General features: G+C 71.3%; 15 protein-coding genes. 5 read left to right on the top strand and 10 right to left on the bottom strand.

Features of this window, described 5'->3' with window-relative positions; translation table 11 throughout:
• Positions 1-26: 26 nt before the first annotated feature.
• The 7 genes from era to hrcA all read right to left on the bottom strand — a co-directional run bounded on the left by era (position 27) and on the right by hrcA (position 6822).
• A complete protein-coding gene (gene era, locus ABD240_RS03695; RefSeq protein WP_344335253.1) occupies positions 27-980 on the bottom strand; it encodes a GTPase Era in 954 nt (317 codons plus the stop codon).
• The gene (locus ABD240_RS03690; RefSeq protein ID WP_291794315.1) at positions 977-2260 is read right to left on the bottom strand and encodes a hemolysin family protein; all 1284 of its coding nucleotides are present in this window, start codon (positions 2258-2260) and stop codon (positions 977-979) included. Before ABD240_RS03690 ends, era begins: the two co-directional genes overlap by 4 nt.
• A 1-nt stretch (position 2261) precedes the next feature.
• On the bottom strand, positions 2262-2756 hold the full coding sequence (gene ybeY / locus ABD240_RS03685; RefSeq protein ID WP_291794313.1) for an rRNA maturation RNase YbeY: 495 nt from the start codon (positions 2754-2756) through the stop codon (positions 2262-2264).
• Positions 2753-3643 (bottom strand): PhoH family protein, encoded by an 891-nt coding sequence (locus ABD240_RS03680; protein WP_425546992.1) that lies wholly within the window; start codon positions 3641-3643, stop codon positions 2753-2755. The genes ybeY and ABD240_RS03680 overlap by 4 nt, the downstream gene beginning before the upstream one ends.
• Positions 3644-3804: 161 nt before the next feature.
• The gene (locus ABD240_RS03675; RefSeq protein ID WP_344335248.1) at positions 3805-4629 is read right to left on the bottom strand and encodes a 16S rRNA (uracil(1498)-N(3))-methyltransferase; all 825 of its coding nucleotides are present in this window, start codon (positions 4627-4629) and stop codon (positions 3805-3807) included.
• A complete protein-coding gene (gene dnaJ / locus ABD240_RS03670) occupies positions 4626-5741 on the bottom strand; it encodes a molecular chaperone DnaJ (protein ID WP_344335246.1) in 1116 nt (371 codons plus the stop codon). The genes ABD240_RS03675 and dnaJ overlap by 4 nt, the downstream gene beginning before the upstream one ends.
• A 70-nt stretch (positions 5742-5811) precedes the next feature.
• On the bottom strand, positions 5812-6822 hold the full coding sequence (hrcA, locus tag ABD240_RS03665) for a heat-inducible transcriptional repressor HrcA (protein WP_291798979.1): 1011 nt from the start codon (positions 6820-6822) through the stop codon (positions 5812-5814).
• A 170-nt stretch (positions 6823-6992) separates the two neighbouring features.
• Here hrcA and ABD240_RS03660 point away from each other — a divergent pair, with 170 nt between their 5' ends.
• Together ABD240_RS03660 and ABD240_RS03655 are read left to right on the top strand one after the other, a co-directional pair.
• Complete coding sequence (locus ABD240_RS03660; RefSeq protein WP_291798982.1) at positions 6993-7859, top strand: DUF3097 domain-containing protein; 867 nt, start codon at positions 6993-6995, stop codon at positions 7857-7859.
• Positions 7860-7930: 71 nt separating this feature from the next.
• On the top strand, positions 7931-8362 hold the full coding sequence (locus ABD240_RS03655) for a DUF4870 domain-containing protein (RefSeq protein WP_291798985.1): 432 nt from the start codon (positions 7931-7933) through the stop codon (positions 8360-8362).
• A 28-nt stretch (positions 8363-8390) separates the two neighbouring features.
• Here ABD240_RS03655 and hemW read toward each other — a convergent pair whose 3' ends face one another.
• Positions 8391-9623 (bottom strand): radical SAM family heme chaperone HemW, encoded by a 1233-nt coding sequence (gene hemW, locus ABD240_RS03650; RefSeq protein ID WP_344335242.1) that lies wholly within the window; start codon positions 9621-9623, stop codon positions 8391-8393.
• 2 nt (positions 9624-9625) lie between these two features.
• Entirely contained in the window at positions 9626-11488 is a 1863-nt protein-coding gene (gene lepA, locus ABD240_RS03645; RefSeq protein ID WP_291798991.1) for a translation elongation factor 4, read from the bottom strand.
• Between the two features lie 55 nt (positions 11489-11543).
• On the opposite strand from lepA, the gene ABD240_RS03640 reads away from it, so the two are divergent.
• From ABD240_RS03640 to rpsT, 3 genes are all read left to right on the top strand, one after another.
• Positions 11544-12386, top strand: a complete 843-nt coding sequence (locus ABD240_RS03640; protein ID WP_344335237.1) for an endonuclease/exonuclease/phosphatase family protein — start codon at positions 11544-11546, stop codon at positions 12384-12386.
• A 50-nt stretch (positions 12387-12436) separates the two neighbouring features.
• Positions 12437-13147 (top strand): type II toxin-antitoxin system PemK/MazF family toxin, encoded by a 711-nt coding sequence (locus ABD240_RS03635; RefSeq protein ID WP_291798997.1) that lies wholly within the window; start codon positions 12437-12439, stop codon positions 13145-13147.
• 179 nt (positions 13148-13326) lie between these two features.
• Entirely contained in the window at positions 13327-13587 is a 261-nt protein-coding gene (gene rpsT, locus ABD240_RS03630; RefSeq protein WP_291798999.1) for a 30S ribosomal protein S20, read from the top strand.
• Positions 13588-13694: 107 nt separating this feature from the next.
• On the opposite strand, the gene ABD240_RS03625 is transcribed toward rpsT, so the two are convergent.
• On the bottom strand, positions 13695-14378 hold the full coding sequence (locus tag ABD240_RS03625) for a LysE family translocator (RefSeq protein ID WP_344335234.1): 684 nt from the start codon (positions 14376-14378) through the stop codon (positions 13695-13697).
• Between the last annotated feature and the right edge of the window lie 826 nt (positions 14379-15204).

Below are 15204 nucleotides of genomic sequence, written 5' to 3'. Positions count from 1 at the left end.
GGGAACGCCGCGGCCGCACCGGCGCCTCAGGCGAAGTCGAAGCCCAGCCGGCCCAGGGCCTTGGGGTCTCGCTGCCAGTCCTTGAGGACCTTGACGTGGAGGTCGAGGTACACCGGGGTGCCCAGCAGCGCCTCGATCTGCCCGCGCGCCTGCGTGCCGATCGCGCGCAGGCGCGAACCGCCCTTGCCGATGATGATCGCCTTCTGGCTGTCCCGCTCCACGTAGAGGTTGACGTGGACGTCCCAGAGCGGCCGGTCCTCCGGCCGGCCCTCCCGCGGCCGCATCTCCTCCACCTGCACCGCGAGCGAGTGCGGCAGCTCCTGGCGCACGTCCTCGAGCGCGGCCTCACGCACCAGCTCCGCGATCATCACCGCCTCGGGCTCGTCCGTGAGCTCCCCGTCCGGGTAGAGCGGCGGGGAGGCGGGCAGGTGCGAAGAGAGCACGGCGCCCACCTCGTCCACCTGGAAGCCGTCCACGGCGGAGACGGGGATGATGTCCGCGAAGTCGCCCAGCTGCGCGACGCGCAGCAGCGCCTCCCCCACCGCGTCCCGCGAGACGCGGTCCGTCTTCGTCACGAGGGCGACCACCGGCGTGCGGCCGGAGAACTGCGCGAGCTGTTCTGCGATGTAGCGGTCGCCGGGGCCCGGCTTCTCGTCCGCCGGCAGGCAGAAGCCGATGACGTCCACCTCCGCGAGCGTGCCGGCCACGAGCTCGTTGAGCCGCTCGCCCAGCAGTGTGCGCGGACGGTGCAGGCCGGGGGTGTCGACGAGGATCAGCTGGTACTCGTCGCGGTGGACGATGCCGCGCACGGTGTGGCGCGTGGTCTGGGGCTTGGCCGAGGTGATCGCCACCTTCTCCCCCACCAGCGCGTTGGTGAGCGTGGACTTGCCCGTGTTGGGCCGGCCCACGAAGCAGGCGAAGCCCGCGCGGTGGCCGGCGGGGACGTCGGTGCGGAAGAGCGGGGGCGGGACATCGGTCATGGGGTTCTCCCTGTCGTGTGTGCAGGCGGGGCCGGCGAGACGCGGATCCGCCGGATGCTGTGGCGGCGGCCCTGGCCGGGCAGGGCCTCGAGGCGGAGGCCGGCGATCTCCGCGGAGGAGCCCTCGATGAGCACGCGGCCCACGAGCTTCTGCAGGAGGCCGCCCACCGTCGTGACGTCCTCGTCCTCGATGCGCACGTCGAAGAGCTCGCCGAGGTCGTCGATGCCCATGCGCGCGCTCACCGTCACCGCGCCGTCCGCGGTGCGGACCGCGTCCCCATCGGTCGAATCGTACTCGTCCTCGATCTCGCCGACGATCTCCTCGACGATGTCCTCGATGGTGACCATGCCGGCCGTGCCGCCGTACTCGTCGACGACGACGGCGACGTGGACGTTGTCCGCCTGCATCTGCGCGAGGAGGTCGTCGACCTCCTTGGTCTCCGGCACGAACACCGCCGGCCGGGCGAAGCCGGCCACCGTCTCGCCCGCGAGCTCGGGGCTCACGTGCAGGCGGCGCGCGGCGTCCTTGAGGTAGAGGACCCCGCGGACGTCGTCGTCGTCGGCGCCCACCACCGGCACCCGGGAGAAGCCGGAGCGCAGGAACAGCACCATCGCGTCGTCGAGGGTCGCGTCCGCGCCGATCGTCACGAGGTCCGTGCGCGGCACCATGATCCGGTGCACGCGGGTGTCGCCCAGCGCGATCACGTTCTCGATCATGTCCTGTTCGGAGTCCTCGATGACGTCCGAGGCCGAGGCCCGCTCGACGTAGTCTAGCAGCTGCGACTCCGAGAGCGAGGTGCCGGCGGCGGAGACCCTGGCCGGCGTGAGCATGTTGCCCAGCCAGACGAGGACGAGGGCGACGGGTCCGAGCGCCGTGCGCAGACCGCCGACCAGACCGCCCAGGAGCAGGGAGGTGGCCAGCGGGTAGTGGCGGGCGACGGCGCGCGGCGACACCCCGGCGGCCACGAAGACCACGACGGGGGCGGTGATGACGGTGCAGACCACCATCTCCCAGGTGGTCCCGAAGAGGCTGTCGTACGCGAGTGCGATGAAGACCGTGGCCAGCGCCTCGAACAGCTGCCGGACGAAGGTGAGCACGTAGATGTGCACCCGCGGATCCTGCAGGACCCGCTCCACGCGCGCCGCGCCGCGGCGGCCCGCCTCGCGCGCCTCGACCACCTCGGACCGGGAGACCGCGGTGAGCGCGGCCTCCGCCGCGACGAAGAGTCCGGCCAGGGCCACGGAGACGAGTGCGGCGGCGAAGAGCCCCACTGCTGCCATCTCAGCCCTCCGTGGGGTCCGGCACGCTCGTGCGCCCCGGCTCGTGCTCGGCGAAGTAGGTGAGCAGCAGGCGGCGCTGGAGACCGAACATCTCCGCCTTCTCCTGCTCCTCCGCGTGGTCGTAGCCCATGAGGTGGAGGAGGCCGTGGACCGTGAGGAGCAGCACCTCGTCCAGCGTGCTGTGGCCGGCGGCGGCGGCCTGGGAGGCGGCGACCTCCGGGCACACGACGATGTCGCCGAGCACCCCGCGCGCGGCGTCCTCAGGCTCGCCGTCCCCGGGCCGCAGCTCGTCCATGGGGAAGGACATGACGTCCGTGGGGCCCGGCAGGTCCATCCACTCCACGTGGAGGTCGGCCATGTCCTCCGCCGTGGCGAAGCGGATGAAGACCTCGGCCTCGGGGTGGATCCGCATCTGGGCGTAGACGTGCTCCGTCACGGCGCGCACGGCGTCGAGGGAGAGGCCGGAGCCCGCCTCGTCCGCGATCTCGATGCTCATCGTCGTCCCTTCCCCTGCTTCCCCTGCTGTGCGCCCTGTGGCCGCTCCCGGCCCGCCTCGCTGCGGTCGTAGGCGTCCACGATCGCGGAGACGAGCGCGTGGCGGACCACGTCCCTGCTGGTGAGCGTCATGAATGCGATGTCCTCGACCCCGTCCAGGATCCGCTCGACCACGCGGAGGCCGCTGGACGTCCCCGTCGGGAGGTCCACCTGGCTCGTGTCACCGGTGACCACCATGCGCGAGCCGAAGCCCAGCCGTGTGAGGAACATCTTCATCTGCTCGGGGGTCGTGTTCTGCGCCTCGTCGAGGATGATGAAGGCGTCGTTGAGCGTCCGCCCGCGCATGTAGGCCAGCGGAGCGACCTCGATCGTGCCCGTCTCGATGAGCTTGGGGATCCGCTCCGGGTCCAGCATGTCGTGCAGGGCGTCGTAGAGCGGGCGCACGTAGGGGTCGATCTTCTCCCCCAGCGTGCCGGGCAGGAAGCCGAGCCTCTCGCCGGCCTCCACCGCCGGCCGGGTGAGGATGATCCGGGACACCTCGCGGCGCTGCAGCGCTCCCACCGCCATCGCCATCGCGAGGTAGGTCTTGCCGGTGCCGGCCGGGCCGAGGCCGAAGGTGATGGTGTGCGAGCGGATGGCGCGGACGTACTCGTGCTGCCCCAGCGTCTTGGGGCGCACCGTGGATCCCTTGGAGGAGAGGATGCTCGCGCCGAGGACCTCCGAGGCCGGGGTGCCGCTGGCCTGGATGCCCGCGACGCGGGCGACGGTCTCCGGGGAGAGCACGGCACCGGCGGTGAGGATCCGCTTGAGCTCGCCGATCGTCGTCACGAGGCTGCCCACGGCGGCCTCGGGCCCGGTGAGGGTGACGTCGCGGCCGCGCACGTGGATGTCCACGTCCGGGGCCAGGTCCTCGAGCGCCCGCAGGTTCGCCTCGGCAGGGCCGAACAGTGCGACGGGGTCGATGTGCTCCGGCAGGGCGAGTCGGACGGTGGTGGGGGCGGGTTCTGCGGCCAGTGCGGGTCCTTCCGGGACGGGGTGCGTGTGCGTTCTCAGTCTATCTGCTCCGCCGGCCGGGGCGACTCTCCGCGAGCGGCCCAGCGGCCCAGCGCGGCCTGGACGAGGACGAGTCCGGCCGGCCCGGCCGAGGAGGCCCGCAGGACGGTGGGGCCCAGCAGGACCGGGCGGGCGCCGGCGGCGGCGAACGCCTCGATCTCCTCGCCGGAGATGCCGCCCTCCGGTCCCACCACGAGCACGATCCGCGGATGCGCCCTCGCCTGTGCGCCGGCATCGGCCGGCATCCCCGCCAGCAGGTCCGCGAGGTGCTCCCGGGCCTCCTCGTGCAGGACCAGCACGAGGTCGTCCTCGCGCAGGCGGGCGGCGATGCCGCGGCCGCGGGCCAGCTGCTCGAGCTCGGGCGCGCGGGAGCGCCGGGACTGCTGGGTGGCCGCCTCGAGCAGCGAACGCCAGCGGGCGTGCGCCTTCTGCTCCTTCTTGGCCGGCCACTGTGCGATGGAGCGGGCGGCCTGCCAGGGGATCACCCGGTCCACGCCGATCTCCGTGGCGGCCTCGATCGCCTGTGCGTCCCGTTCGCCCTTCGCCAGGGCCTGGACGAGGACGAGTTCGGGACCCGTGCGCTCCTCCCGGACCACGGACAGGACGCGGACGCGCGTGCCCTCGGCGGCCCCGGCACCGTCGTCCGCGAGCACGGCGCGCAGCCGCAGGCCGGCCCCGTCGACCAGGTCGAACTCCTCCCCCGCACGGATGCGGGTGACGGCGAGGTGCCGGGCGACCCCGGGGGCGAGCTCGACGGTGTCACCGGCGGTGACAGGACCCGCGGCCTCCACCTCCCGGTCGAGGAAGACGGAGCGGCTCATCTGCCCGCGAACTTCTCACGCAGCCGGGAGAAGGGGCCGGAGTGGCGGTCGCCGGCGCGGCCGGCGGGCTGGGTCTCCCCGCGCATCCCGGCGAGCTGTTCGAGCAGCTCGCGCTGCTCGCCGGTGAGCGCGGTGGGCGTCTCGACGGAGAGGGTGACGTAGATGTCGCCGCGGCCGTCGCGGCGCAGCTGCTGGGCACCGAGGCCCCGCAGCCGGACGACGTCGCCGGTCTGGGCCCCCGCCCGGACCTCCACCGTCTGCTCGCCGTCGAAGGTCTCCAGGGGGATCTCCGCGCCGAGCGCGGCCGCCGTCATGGGGATGGTGAGCGTGCAGCGGAAATCCGCGCCGTCGCGCTCGAAGACCGGGTGCTCCTCGACGATAACCTCGAGGAAGAGATCGCCGCGGGGCCCGCCGCCGGGACCGGCCTCGCCGCGGCCGGAGAGCTGGATGCGGTTGCCGTCCCGCACCCCCGCCGGCACCTTGACCGTGATGGTCTCCTCCGCGCGCACCCGGCCGTCCCCGTGGCAGTTGGGGCAGTGGTGCTCGATGATGGTGCCGTAGCCGCGGCACTGGGGGCACGTCTGGTTGGTGAGCATCTGGCCCAGCAGCGTGCGGGCCATCTGCTGGACGGAGCCCGCGCCGTGGCAGGTGGGGCACGTGGTGATGTCCGTGCCGGGCCGTGCGCCGCTGCCCTCGCAGGAGTCGCAGACGTTCGCCGTGACGATCTGCACGTCCGCATTGCCGCCGAATGCCGCGGTCTCCAGGTCGATGTGCAGGGCCACGAGGGCGTCCTTGCCGCGCCGGGTGCGGGAGGCCGGCTGGGGACGGCCGCCGCCCCCGCCTCCGCCGAAGAAGGTCTCGAACAGGTCGGAGAAGCCTCCGAACCCGGCACCGGGGCCCGCCTGGCCGTTCTCGCCGCCGCCCATGTCGTAGTTGCGGCGCTTCTCCGGGTCGGAGAGGACGTCGTACGCCAGGGAGACCCGCTTGAACTCGTCCTCGCTGCCCGGGCTCACGTCGGGGTGGAGCCTGCGGGCCAGCTTGCGGTAGGCCTTCTTGATGTCAGCCTCGGACGCGTCCTTCGACACGCCCAGGGTCTCGTAGTGGTCGCTCACGTGTGCGGAGTCTCCTCAGGTCGGGGTGCTCGATGTTTCGTCTGCGCGGTCTCTGCGGTGCTGCGCGGCCTCAGTCATTCAGTATGGCGGAGACGTAGCGCGCCACGGACCGCAGCGCGGCCATCGTGGTCGGATAGTCCATGCGCGTGGGGCCGAGGACGGCCATCCGGGACTCGATGCCGTCTGCGAGGTAGTTGGTCGCCACCAGCGACGTCGTCGCGAACCCGTCGTAGGCGTTCTCGCTGCCGATGCTCACTGCAACGTCCGGACCCTCCGCCGTCATCCCGGACAGGAGGCGGAGCAGGACGACCTGCTCCTCGAACGCCTCCAGGAGCGGGCCGATGCTCGCCCCCAGCTCCGTGCCCGCCCGCGCGAGGTTGGCGGTGCCGGCCATGACCAGGCGCTCCGTGCGGAAGGTGCGGGAGAGGTCCGCGAGGACGGTGCCCACGGCCGTGGCGAGATCCGCCTCCTCCGGGCGCGGGCGGAGACCCTCGACCGCCTCGGGCACCTGGGCCACCGGCGTGCCGGCCAGCGCGGCGAGGAGGAGGTCCCGCACGTCCGCGATCTCCGCCGCGCTCACCTCCCGGCCCACATCGGCCAGACGCTGCTCCACCTGGCCGCCGCTCGTGATGAGGACCACGAGGACGCGCGTGGGCGCGAGGTCGACGAGTTCGATGTGACGGACGTCCGCGGTCGTCACCCGGGGATACTGCACGAGGGCCACCTGGTGGGTGAGCTGCGAGAGCAGCCGGACCGTCCGGTCGAGGATGTCGTCGACGTCCACAGGATGCGAGAGGACCCGGGCCACCGCCCGCTTTTCCGCGGCGGAGAGGGGCTTGATCTCGTCGATCCGGTCGACGAAGTGGCGGTAGCCCTTGTCCGTGGGGATGCGGCCGGCCGAGGTGTGGGGCTGGGCGATGAGGCCGTCCTGCTCGAGGGCGGCCATGTCGTTGCGGATCGTGGCGCTCGAGACGCCCAGCCTGTGCTTCTCCACCAGCGCCTTCGACCCCACCGGCTCGTTCGTGGAGACGTAGTCCTCCACGATCGCCTGGAGGACGCGGGCACGACGGTCGTCGTTCATCCTCACCGCTCCTTCCCGAGGCTGCACACACAGCTGCACGAATCCCTGGACGCATGCATACTGGCACTCGCGTCTGCCGAGTGCCAATCGTACTCCCTGTGCCGGGCGGGCATCCACTCGGCCGGCGCGCTGCCCGGCCGGCCGGCGGCACGGCGGGTATCGTGAGCGGAATGCCGCACCATGATCCCTACGGCCGGGACGTCCTGTCCTCCGGCCGCACGCACGCCCGGAAGCAGCTGCCCGAGGTCCCCGCCCGGCCCGGCCTCGTCGTCGAGGTCACGGAGACCGGCTATGTGGGGGAGATCATCCGGATCGAGAAGGCCGCGGGCGGCATCGCGATGATCCTCGAGGACCGGCGCGGCAGGCGCGCGGCCTTCCCGCTGGGCCCGGGCTACCTCGTCGAGGGCCGCGCCTGCGTGCTCACCCGGCCGGCACCCCGCGCGCAGGCTCCCGCGAAGCCTGAGCGCACCGCCTCGGGTTCCCGTGCCGTCGCCCACGCACCCGCCCGCGTGGCGCGGGGATCGCGGATCTGGGTGGAGGGCAAGCACGATGCGGAGCTCGTCGAGGCCATCTGGGGCGACGACCTCCGGATCGAGGGCGTCGTCGTCGAACCCCTGGGCGGACTCGACGACCTGCCGGAGGCGATCGCGGAGTTCGGACCGGATCCCGAGCACCGGGTGGGCGTGCTCGCCGACCACATGGTGGCGGGCACCAAGGAGATGCGGCTCGCGGAGTCCGTCATGCGCGAGCCGCGCTGGGCGGGCAACGTCCGCGTGATCGGCCACCCCTTCGTGGACGTGTGGCAGGCGGTGCGGCCCGAGGTCGTGGGCATCCGCGCCTGGCCGCAGGTGCCCCGCGGCGAGGACTGGAAGACCGGCGTCCTCAAGCGGATCGGCTGGCCCCATGCGGACCACCGGGACACCGCGCGCGCCTGGGTCCGGATCCTGAAGTCCGTGCGGACGATCGCGGACGTGGACCCGGCCCTGTCCGGGCGGGTGGAGGAGCTCATCGACTTCGTGACGGTGAACCGGCACTGAGCGGAACCCGCCCCCGTGAACGGGGGAAAGCCCTCTTCCGCACGCGCCGCCGGGTCTGCGAATCTGGAGCCATGAACAGCAGCACCTACGGCTACGCGCAGTACCCTCACACCTCCGGCCCGCCGCTGCGCGGACCGCACCCGGCGGAGGCCTACGGACAGGGCTCCGCCGGGTACTGGGGCGCTCCGGCGGACGAGCGGACGCTCGCCCTGCTCATGCATCTGGGCGCCCTCTTCGTCAGCGCCCTCGTCCCGCTCATCGTGTTCCTCATCAAGAAGGACGAGTCCCCGTTCGTCCGGGAGCAGTCCCGGCAGTCGCTCAACCTGCAGATCATGCTCATCGTCGCGGGCATCGCGGCAGGGCTGCTGATGTTCGTGGGAATCGGCTTCGTCCTGCTGCCCGCCGTGGTCGTCGCCGGCTGGGTGCTGCAGATCATCGCCGCGGTGAGGGCGAACCAGGGCGAGGTCTACCGCTTCCCGCTGGTCCCGGACATCGTCCGCTGAGGCGGACCGGCCGTCCGCGCGGCGCTGCTCAGCGCAGGTGGTCGGCGAGCTCCCGGACGATCCCGTCCGCGAGCAGCCGGCCGCGCAGCGTGAGTGAGACCCGTCCGGTCCGCACGGTCTCCGCCCCCAGCAGACCCTCGGCCAGCAGGCGGGCGATGACCGGGCGGGCCGAGTCCGCCAGGCGGGCGAGCGGGAACTCGCCGTCCACACGGAGGGCGAGCATGATCTCCTCGAGCGCGCGCGTGTCCGCGTCGAGCACCTCGCGCCCCACGGCCGGGGACTCCGCGGCCGCGAGGCGATCCGCCCAGGCCCGAGGGTGCTTCGCGTTCCACCAGCGGACTCCGCCCACGTGGGAGTGGGCACCGGGGCCGTAGCCCCACCAGTCCGCATTGCGCCAGTAGGCGAGGTTGTGACGGCACCGCGCGGACTCCGCCGTCGCGAAGTTGCTCACCTCGTACCAGCGCAGGCCCGCACCCACCAGCATGGTGTCCGCGAGCTCGTACTTATCCGCGAGGTCGTCCTCGTCCGGCATGGGCAGCTCGCCGCGCCGCACCTGCGCGCCCATCTTGGTGCCGGGCTCCACGATGAGGGAGTAGGCGGACACGTGGTCGGGGCGGTGTTCGAGCACGGCGCGCAGACTCCGCTCCCAGTCCGCGAGGCTCTCCCCCGGCGTGCCGTAGATGAGGTCGAGGCTCACCTGCAGCCCCGCGTCCTTCGCCGCCGCGACGACCTCTCCCACCCGGGCGGGGTCGTGCGTGCGCTCGAGCGTCGCGAGCACGTGCGGCACCGCGGACTGCATGCCCAGGGAGACCCGGGTGAATCCGGCCTCGGCGAGCACCCGGAAGTACGCGGCGTCGACGCTGTCCGGGTTCGCCTCGGTGGTGACCTCCGCATCCGGCGCCAGGCCGAACTCGCGGCCCAGGGTGCCGAGGACGCCGGCGAGGGTCTCCGCCGGCAGCAGCGTGGGCGTGCCTCCCCCGAAGAAGACGGTGTCGAAGGCGCGCTCGGCCAGCGCGGTGCCGGAGAGCACGCGCCGGGAGAGCGCGATCTCCCGGGCGATCTGCGCCGGGTAGTCCTCGCGGCTGGCGCCCGGACCCAGTTCGTCGGCCGTGTAGGTGTTGAAGTCGCAGTACCCGCACCGCACGCGGCAGTAGGGCACGTGGACGTAGGCGCTGAAGGTGGAGCCGCCGGCCCGCGCGGCGGCCTCCGGGGGCAGAGCACCGCTGCGGGGCGCGGGCTCCCCTTCGGGCTGGGCCGGCACCCCTACTTCTTCTCCGCTTTGCCGTCGTCGGAGGAGAGCGCGGCGATGAAGGCCTCCTGGGGCACCTCCACGCTGCCCACCATCTTCATGCGCTTCTTGCCCTCCTTCTGCTTCTCCAGCAACTTGCGCTTGCGGCTGATGTCACCGCCGTAGCACTTGGAGAGCACGTCCTTGCGGATGGCGCGGATGGTCTCGCGGGCGATGATGCGCGAGCCGACGGCCGCCTGCACCGGCACCTCGAACTGCTGGCGCGGGATGAGCTCCTTGAGCTTGCCCACCATGGACACGCCGTAGGAGTAGGCCTTGTCCTTGTGGACCACGGCGGAGAAGGCGTCCACCTGGTCACCCTGGAGGAGGATGTCGACCTTCACGAGCGCCGAGGCCGCCTCGCCGTCCTCGGCGTAGTCGAGGGAGGCGTAGCCCTTGGTCCGGGACTTGAGCTGGTCGAAGAAGTCGAAGACGATCTCCGCCAGCGGCAGGCGGTAGCGCAGCTCCACCCGGTCCTCGGACAGGTAGTCCATGCCCTGCATCTGGCCGCGCTTGGACTGACACAGCTCCATGACCGCGCCCACGAAGTCCGAGGGGGTGAGGACGGTGGCGCGCACCATGGGCTCGTAGACGTGGGAGACCTTGCCCTCCGGGTACTCCGAGGGGTTGGTGACGGTGTGCTCGCTGCCGTCCTCCATCACCACGCGGTACACCACGGAGGGCGCGGTGGAGATGAGGGAGAGGTCGAACTCGCGCTCCAGCCGGTCGCGGGTGATCTCCAGATGCAGGAGCCCGAGGAAGCCGCAGCGGAACCCGAATCCGAGCGCCACGGAGGTCTCCGGCTCGTACACGAGGGCCGCGTCGTTGAGCTTGAGCTTGTCCAGCGCGTCGCGCAGCGCGGGGTAGTCCGAGCCGTCGACCGGGAACAGACCGGAGAAGACCATGGGCTTGGGCTCGGAGTAGCCGGCCACGGGCTCCGTCGCCGGCTTCTGGGCGTTCGTGACGGTGTCGCCCACCTTGGACTGGCGGACGTCCTTGACACCGGTGATGAGATAGCCGACCTCGCCCACGCCCAGGCCCTTCGAGGGCGTGGGCTCCGGGGAGGACACGCCGATCTCGAGGAGGTCGTGGGTGGTGCCCGTCGAGAGCATCTCGATCCGCTCACGGGACTTCAGCATGCCGTCGACCACGCGGACGTAGGTGACCACGCCGCGATAGGTGTCGTAGACGGAGTCGAAGATCATGGCGCGGGAGGGTGCCTCCGGGTCGCCCACGGGAGGGCTGATCTCCGTGACGATGCGGTCGAGGACCGCCTCGACGCCCTCACCGGTCTTCCCCGAGACCTTCAGCACGTCCTCGGGCTCCGCGCCGATGAGGGTGGCGAGCTCCTCCGCGTACTTCTCCGGCTGGGCCGCCGGGAGGTCGATCTTGTTGAGCACGGGGATGATCGTGAGGTCGTTCTCGAGTGCGAGGTAGAGGTTGGCCAGCGTCTGGGCCTCGATCCCCTGCGCCGCGTCGACCAGCAGGAGCGTGCCCTCGCAGGCCGCCAGCGAACGGGAGACCTCGTAGGTGAAGTCCACGTGCCCGGGGGTGTCGATCATGTTCAGCGCATGCGGTGTGCCGTCGACCTCCCACGGCATGCGCACGGCCTGCGACTTGATGGTGATGCCGCGTTCGCGCTCGATGTCCATCCGGTCGAGGTACTGCGCGCGCATGTCACGGGGCTTCACCGCGCCCGTGATCTGGAGCATCCGGTCGGCCAGTGTGGACTTGCCGTGGTCGATGTGCGCGATGATGCAGAAGTTGCGGATCAGCGCCGGATCCGTACCGGCCACGTCGATGCGCTTGAGGGCCTCGGCGCTCACCTGGGGGCTCATGTGTCTGTGGTCGTCCTTTCACTCGAACTCGCACATTGTCCCATAGGCTTGATCCGTGAGCCTCCTCCCCGCCCGCGGCCGCGCGCTCTCGGCCATGAGCGCCAACCTCCGCTATCCCGCCGCCGACGGCCATCCGTGGTCTGCGCGCCTCCCGGCCTGGGCGGCGCTGCTGGGCGAGGAGCTGCCCCATGTGATCGGCACACAGGAGGGGGAGATCCACCAGCTCGAGTCCCTCGTGGAGGCGCTGCCCGCGCGCTACGCCTGGACCGGGGAAGGCCGCGAGGGCGGGAACGCGGGGGAATTCACCGCGATCCTCTTCGACTCGCAGCGACTCGACGCCGAGGCTGTTGAGGTCTCCTGGATCTCCGAGACGCCGCAGGTGCCCGGCTCCCGCATGCACGGCGCCGCCCACCCCCGCACCCTCACCCGCGTGGACTTCCGCGACAGGGTGGGCGGGCACCGGCTGCGCGTCCTGAACGTCCACGTGGACCACCGCTCCGAACCCGGGCGGGCGAAGGCCGCCGGGATGCTGCTCACCGCCGCGCGGGCGGGGCTGGCCGACGGCGCGGAGGTGCTGGTCACGGGTGACTTCAACGTCGCCCAGACGCACGAGCTCCACGCACGGCTCACCGGCGCGGATTCGCCGCTCGCGGACTCCGTGCGGTCCGCCTCGGCCGAGCCCGGCGTCCCGGTCCTCCACCTCGAGGCACCCACCTTCCACCGCTACCGGGGCGTGCCCTCCGGGGCCGCGGGTGAGGGGACGCGGATCGACTGGATCCTCCACTCCCCCGGGCTGACCTGCACCGGCACTGCGGTGAACACGGCCGCGCCCGGCGGAGTGCTTCCCAGCGACCACTTCCCCGTCCAGGCCCTGTTCCGGTGGACGGCGGAGCTGTGAGCCGCGCGGGCTGAGACGCCGGCGGATACGGCTTCAGTAGGCTGGGCGGCATGGACTTCAAGAGGCTCGCACAGAAGGCGCTGCGCACAGGCGTGAAGCAGGGCATCGGCTACATGCGCAGATCCGGCCGTGACACGACGGCGCTGAAGGTGGTCGACAGCCTGCTGGGCGATTCCGGCGGCCGTGAGAGCACAGCGAAGCGCGGCCCGCAGCCGGGCCCGCACACGAAGGCGAAGCCCGCCGCCGGGCCCGCTCCGGCCTCGGGCGCGGGCTCCGGTGAGGCCGTCCGCTCCGGACTCGCACACGCCCGCTCCGCACCCCGCTCCAAGCCGGCGCAGGGCTTCCCCAAGCGGCCCGACGGCGGCTACCCGGGCGACTACACGGGCCCGGTGAAGCCGGTCTACGCACCGGATCTGGACGGGAAGGCCGATCCGGGGGAGATCGTGTGGGCCTGGGTGCCGTACGAGGAGGACCACTCGCAGGGCAAGGACCGCCCGGTGCTCGTGATCGGCCACGACGGCCGCTGGCTGCTCGCGCTCATGCTCACGAGCAAGGACAACGTCCCCGGCGGAGTGGGTGAGGTGCACGAGGACGATCACGGACGCTACATCAACGTGGGCTCCGGGGACTGGGACCCGCAGGGCCGAGCCTCCGAGATCCGCCTCGACAGGGTGATCCGGATCGAGCCCGGTGCCGTCCGCCGCGAGGGCGCGATCATGCCCATGGAGCGGTTCGCCCGCGTGGTGGAGTCGGTGGGCTGAACGGTCGCGGTCTGGTAAGGTGTCGTGCTGTACGTCCGCCGAGGTGTGTGTCTCACCATGGTCGGGCGGACGTCACCCCCTCCGGGCTGCGGCAGCGTGTTTCCCCGCGCGAGCCGCGCAGGCTCTGGAGGCGGAGCCCTCACGACCATATTCTCACCTCACACGAAAGAGTGCTGACGTTGGCAAACATCAAGTCGCAGAAGAAGCGCATCCTCACGAACGAGAAGGCGCGTCTTCGCAACAAGGCCGTCCGCAGCGAGTACCGTTCCGCAGTCCGCGCCGTGCGCGAGGACATCGCTGCCGGTGACGCTGAGAAGGCAGCCGCTTCGCTCCAGGTCGCTTCGCGCAAGCTGGACAAGGCCGTCTCCAAGGGCGTTCTGCACAAGAACAACGCCGCCAACCGCAAGTCGCGCCTGGCGAAGCAGATCAACGCGCTCTGATCCTCTCAGAGGGTCCTGCTCGCCGCTGGACCGTGCGTCTGCTCCGCAGCCCGGCTGCGTGGTGAGGCCGAGGGCCGGTTCCCGAAAGGGAGCCGGCCCTCGGTCATTCAGGCGGTTCGTGTGCGGTTGGACGAGAACGCGGCCACGGCGGCCATGAGCAGATAGGCCGCACCGGAGACCCAGCGCTGGCTCTCCCACACCCGCGGCCGCTTCACGAACAGCCGCCTGAGCTGCGAGCCGAGCAGGCCGTAGCACCCGTCGAACAGCAGCGCCACGAGCGCGAAGACGCACCCCAGCAGGAACATCTGCAGCTGCGCGCTGCCGTGCGCGCCGCTGACGAACTGCGGGAGGAAGGCGAAGAAGAAGAGCGCGTCCTTCGGGTTCGAGAGACTCACCAGCGTGCCGCGGCCGACCTCGCGGAGGACGCCGATGCCTGCGCCAGCCTCCGCCTCGGGCTCATTCGCCGAGCCCTTCGCACTCCCCCGATCCGCGGAGATCGCGGCCATCGGGGTCATCAGTCGTCGGACGCCGAGGTAGACCAGATAGGCGACTCCGCACACCTTGAACAGCAGGAACAGGGTCTCCGAGGCGGCGAGGACCGCTGTGAGGCCGACAGCCGCCGCAGTCGCCAGCACGAGAGAGCCCAGAGCCAGACCACCGGCGGCTGCGACGCCCGCACTCCGGCCGCGCTCCACCCCCACCGTCGCGACGTAGAGCATCGCAGGACCCGGGATGAGCATGAACCCGCACACAGTTGCGACGAAGGCGAGCAGAACGTCCCAGGGGACCACGTTGACACCTCTTCGATGAGCGCAGCTTCAATGAGCGCAGCTTCAATGAGCGCAACGATATGTACGTCCCTGAGCATAGAGGGTTACGCAGAGTGGGTACCCGCATAGAGAGTTGCGCGGTCACGACAGCTCAGCTGGGAGGGACCGCTTCCGCTTTCCCACCTGCGGCTTCAGTGCCCTCAGGGCGTGGGTGGGAGTTGTGTCTGTGCCTCACGATAGATTCGAACCAGATGAATCTTTGAGGCTGGACACGCACAGTTGAGGAGGTGACGATGATGTCACCCAGCACTTCCCGGGACAGCACAGGACCAGGCACGGAACTGCCCACGGGCCCCGCCGGCAGTCGCGACAGGAGTGGCGCGGGTGGTGCTCTCATCTCCGCCGGGTTGCGGCCTCGGCGGGGCAGCCGCAGTCACCACACCCACAACGCGCACCGCCATCATGTTGCGGAGCAGGCCTTGGTGGTCCCGGCGTGTACGGAGGTGGAGACCGTTGAGGTGGTGACTGCGGATGATCTCTGTCAGTACCTGGCTCGCGGCCCGAGTCTTGCTCCTGCCGGTGCCAGCCGTTCGGGTTCGGGTCTGTCTGCGTTTGAGGAGTCCGTTGCCGCGGAGCACCTGAGTGTTGACGGTCGTGCTGGTACGCCCATGCCCACCCTGGCCGGTCCGGGCTGGGCAGCCGAGGCAACGGTGAGCATGGGCCTGCCTGCCCGGTTGCCGGTCTTCCACCGTCAGCCCGGGGAACTGCCTGCCGGAGACGACTGGCAGATGCTCGAATCACCCCACCACGCAGCACTTGAAACCCGCGCCACCGTCGAGTCGATCGA

This window comes from Brevibacterium salitolerans (assembly GCF_039531405.1).
Lineage (GTDB): Bacteria > Actinomycetota > Actinomycetes > Actinomycetales > Brevibacteriaceae > Brevibacterium > Brevibacterium salitolerans.
The sequence above is the reverse complement of the archived record's forward strand: the minus strand, read 5'-3'. Positions and strand labels throughout refer to the sequence as shown.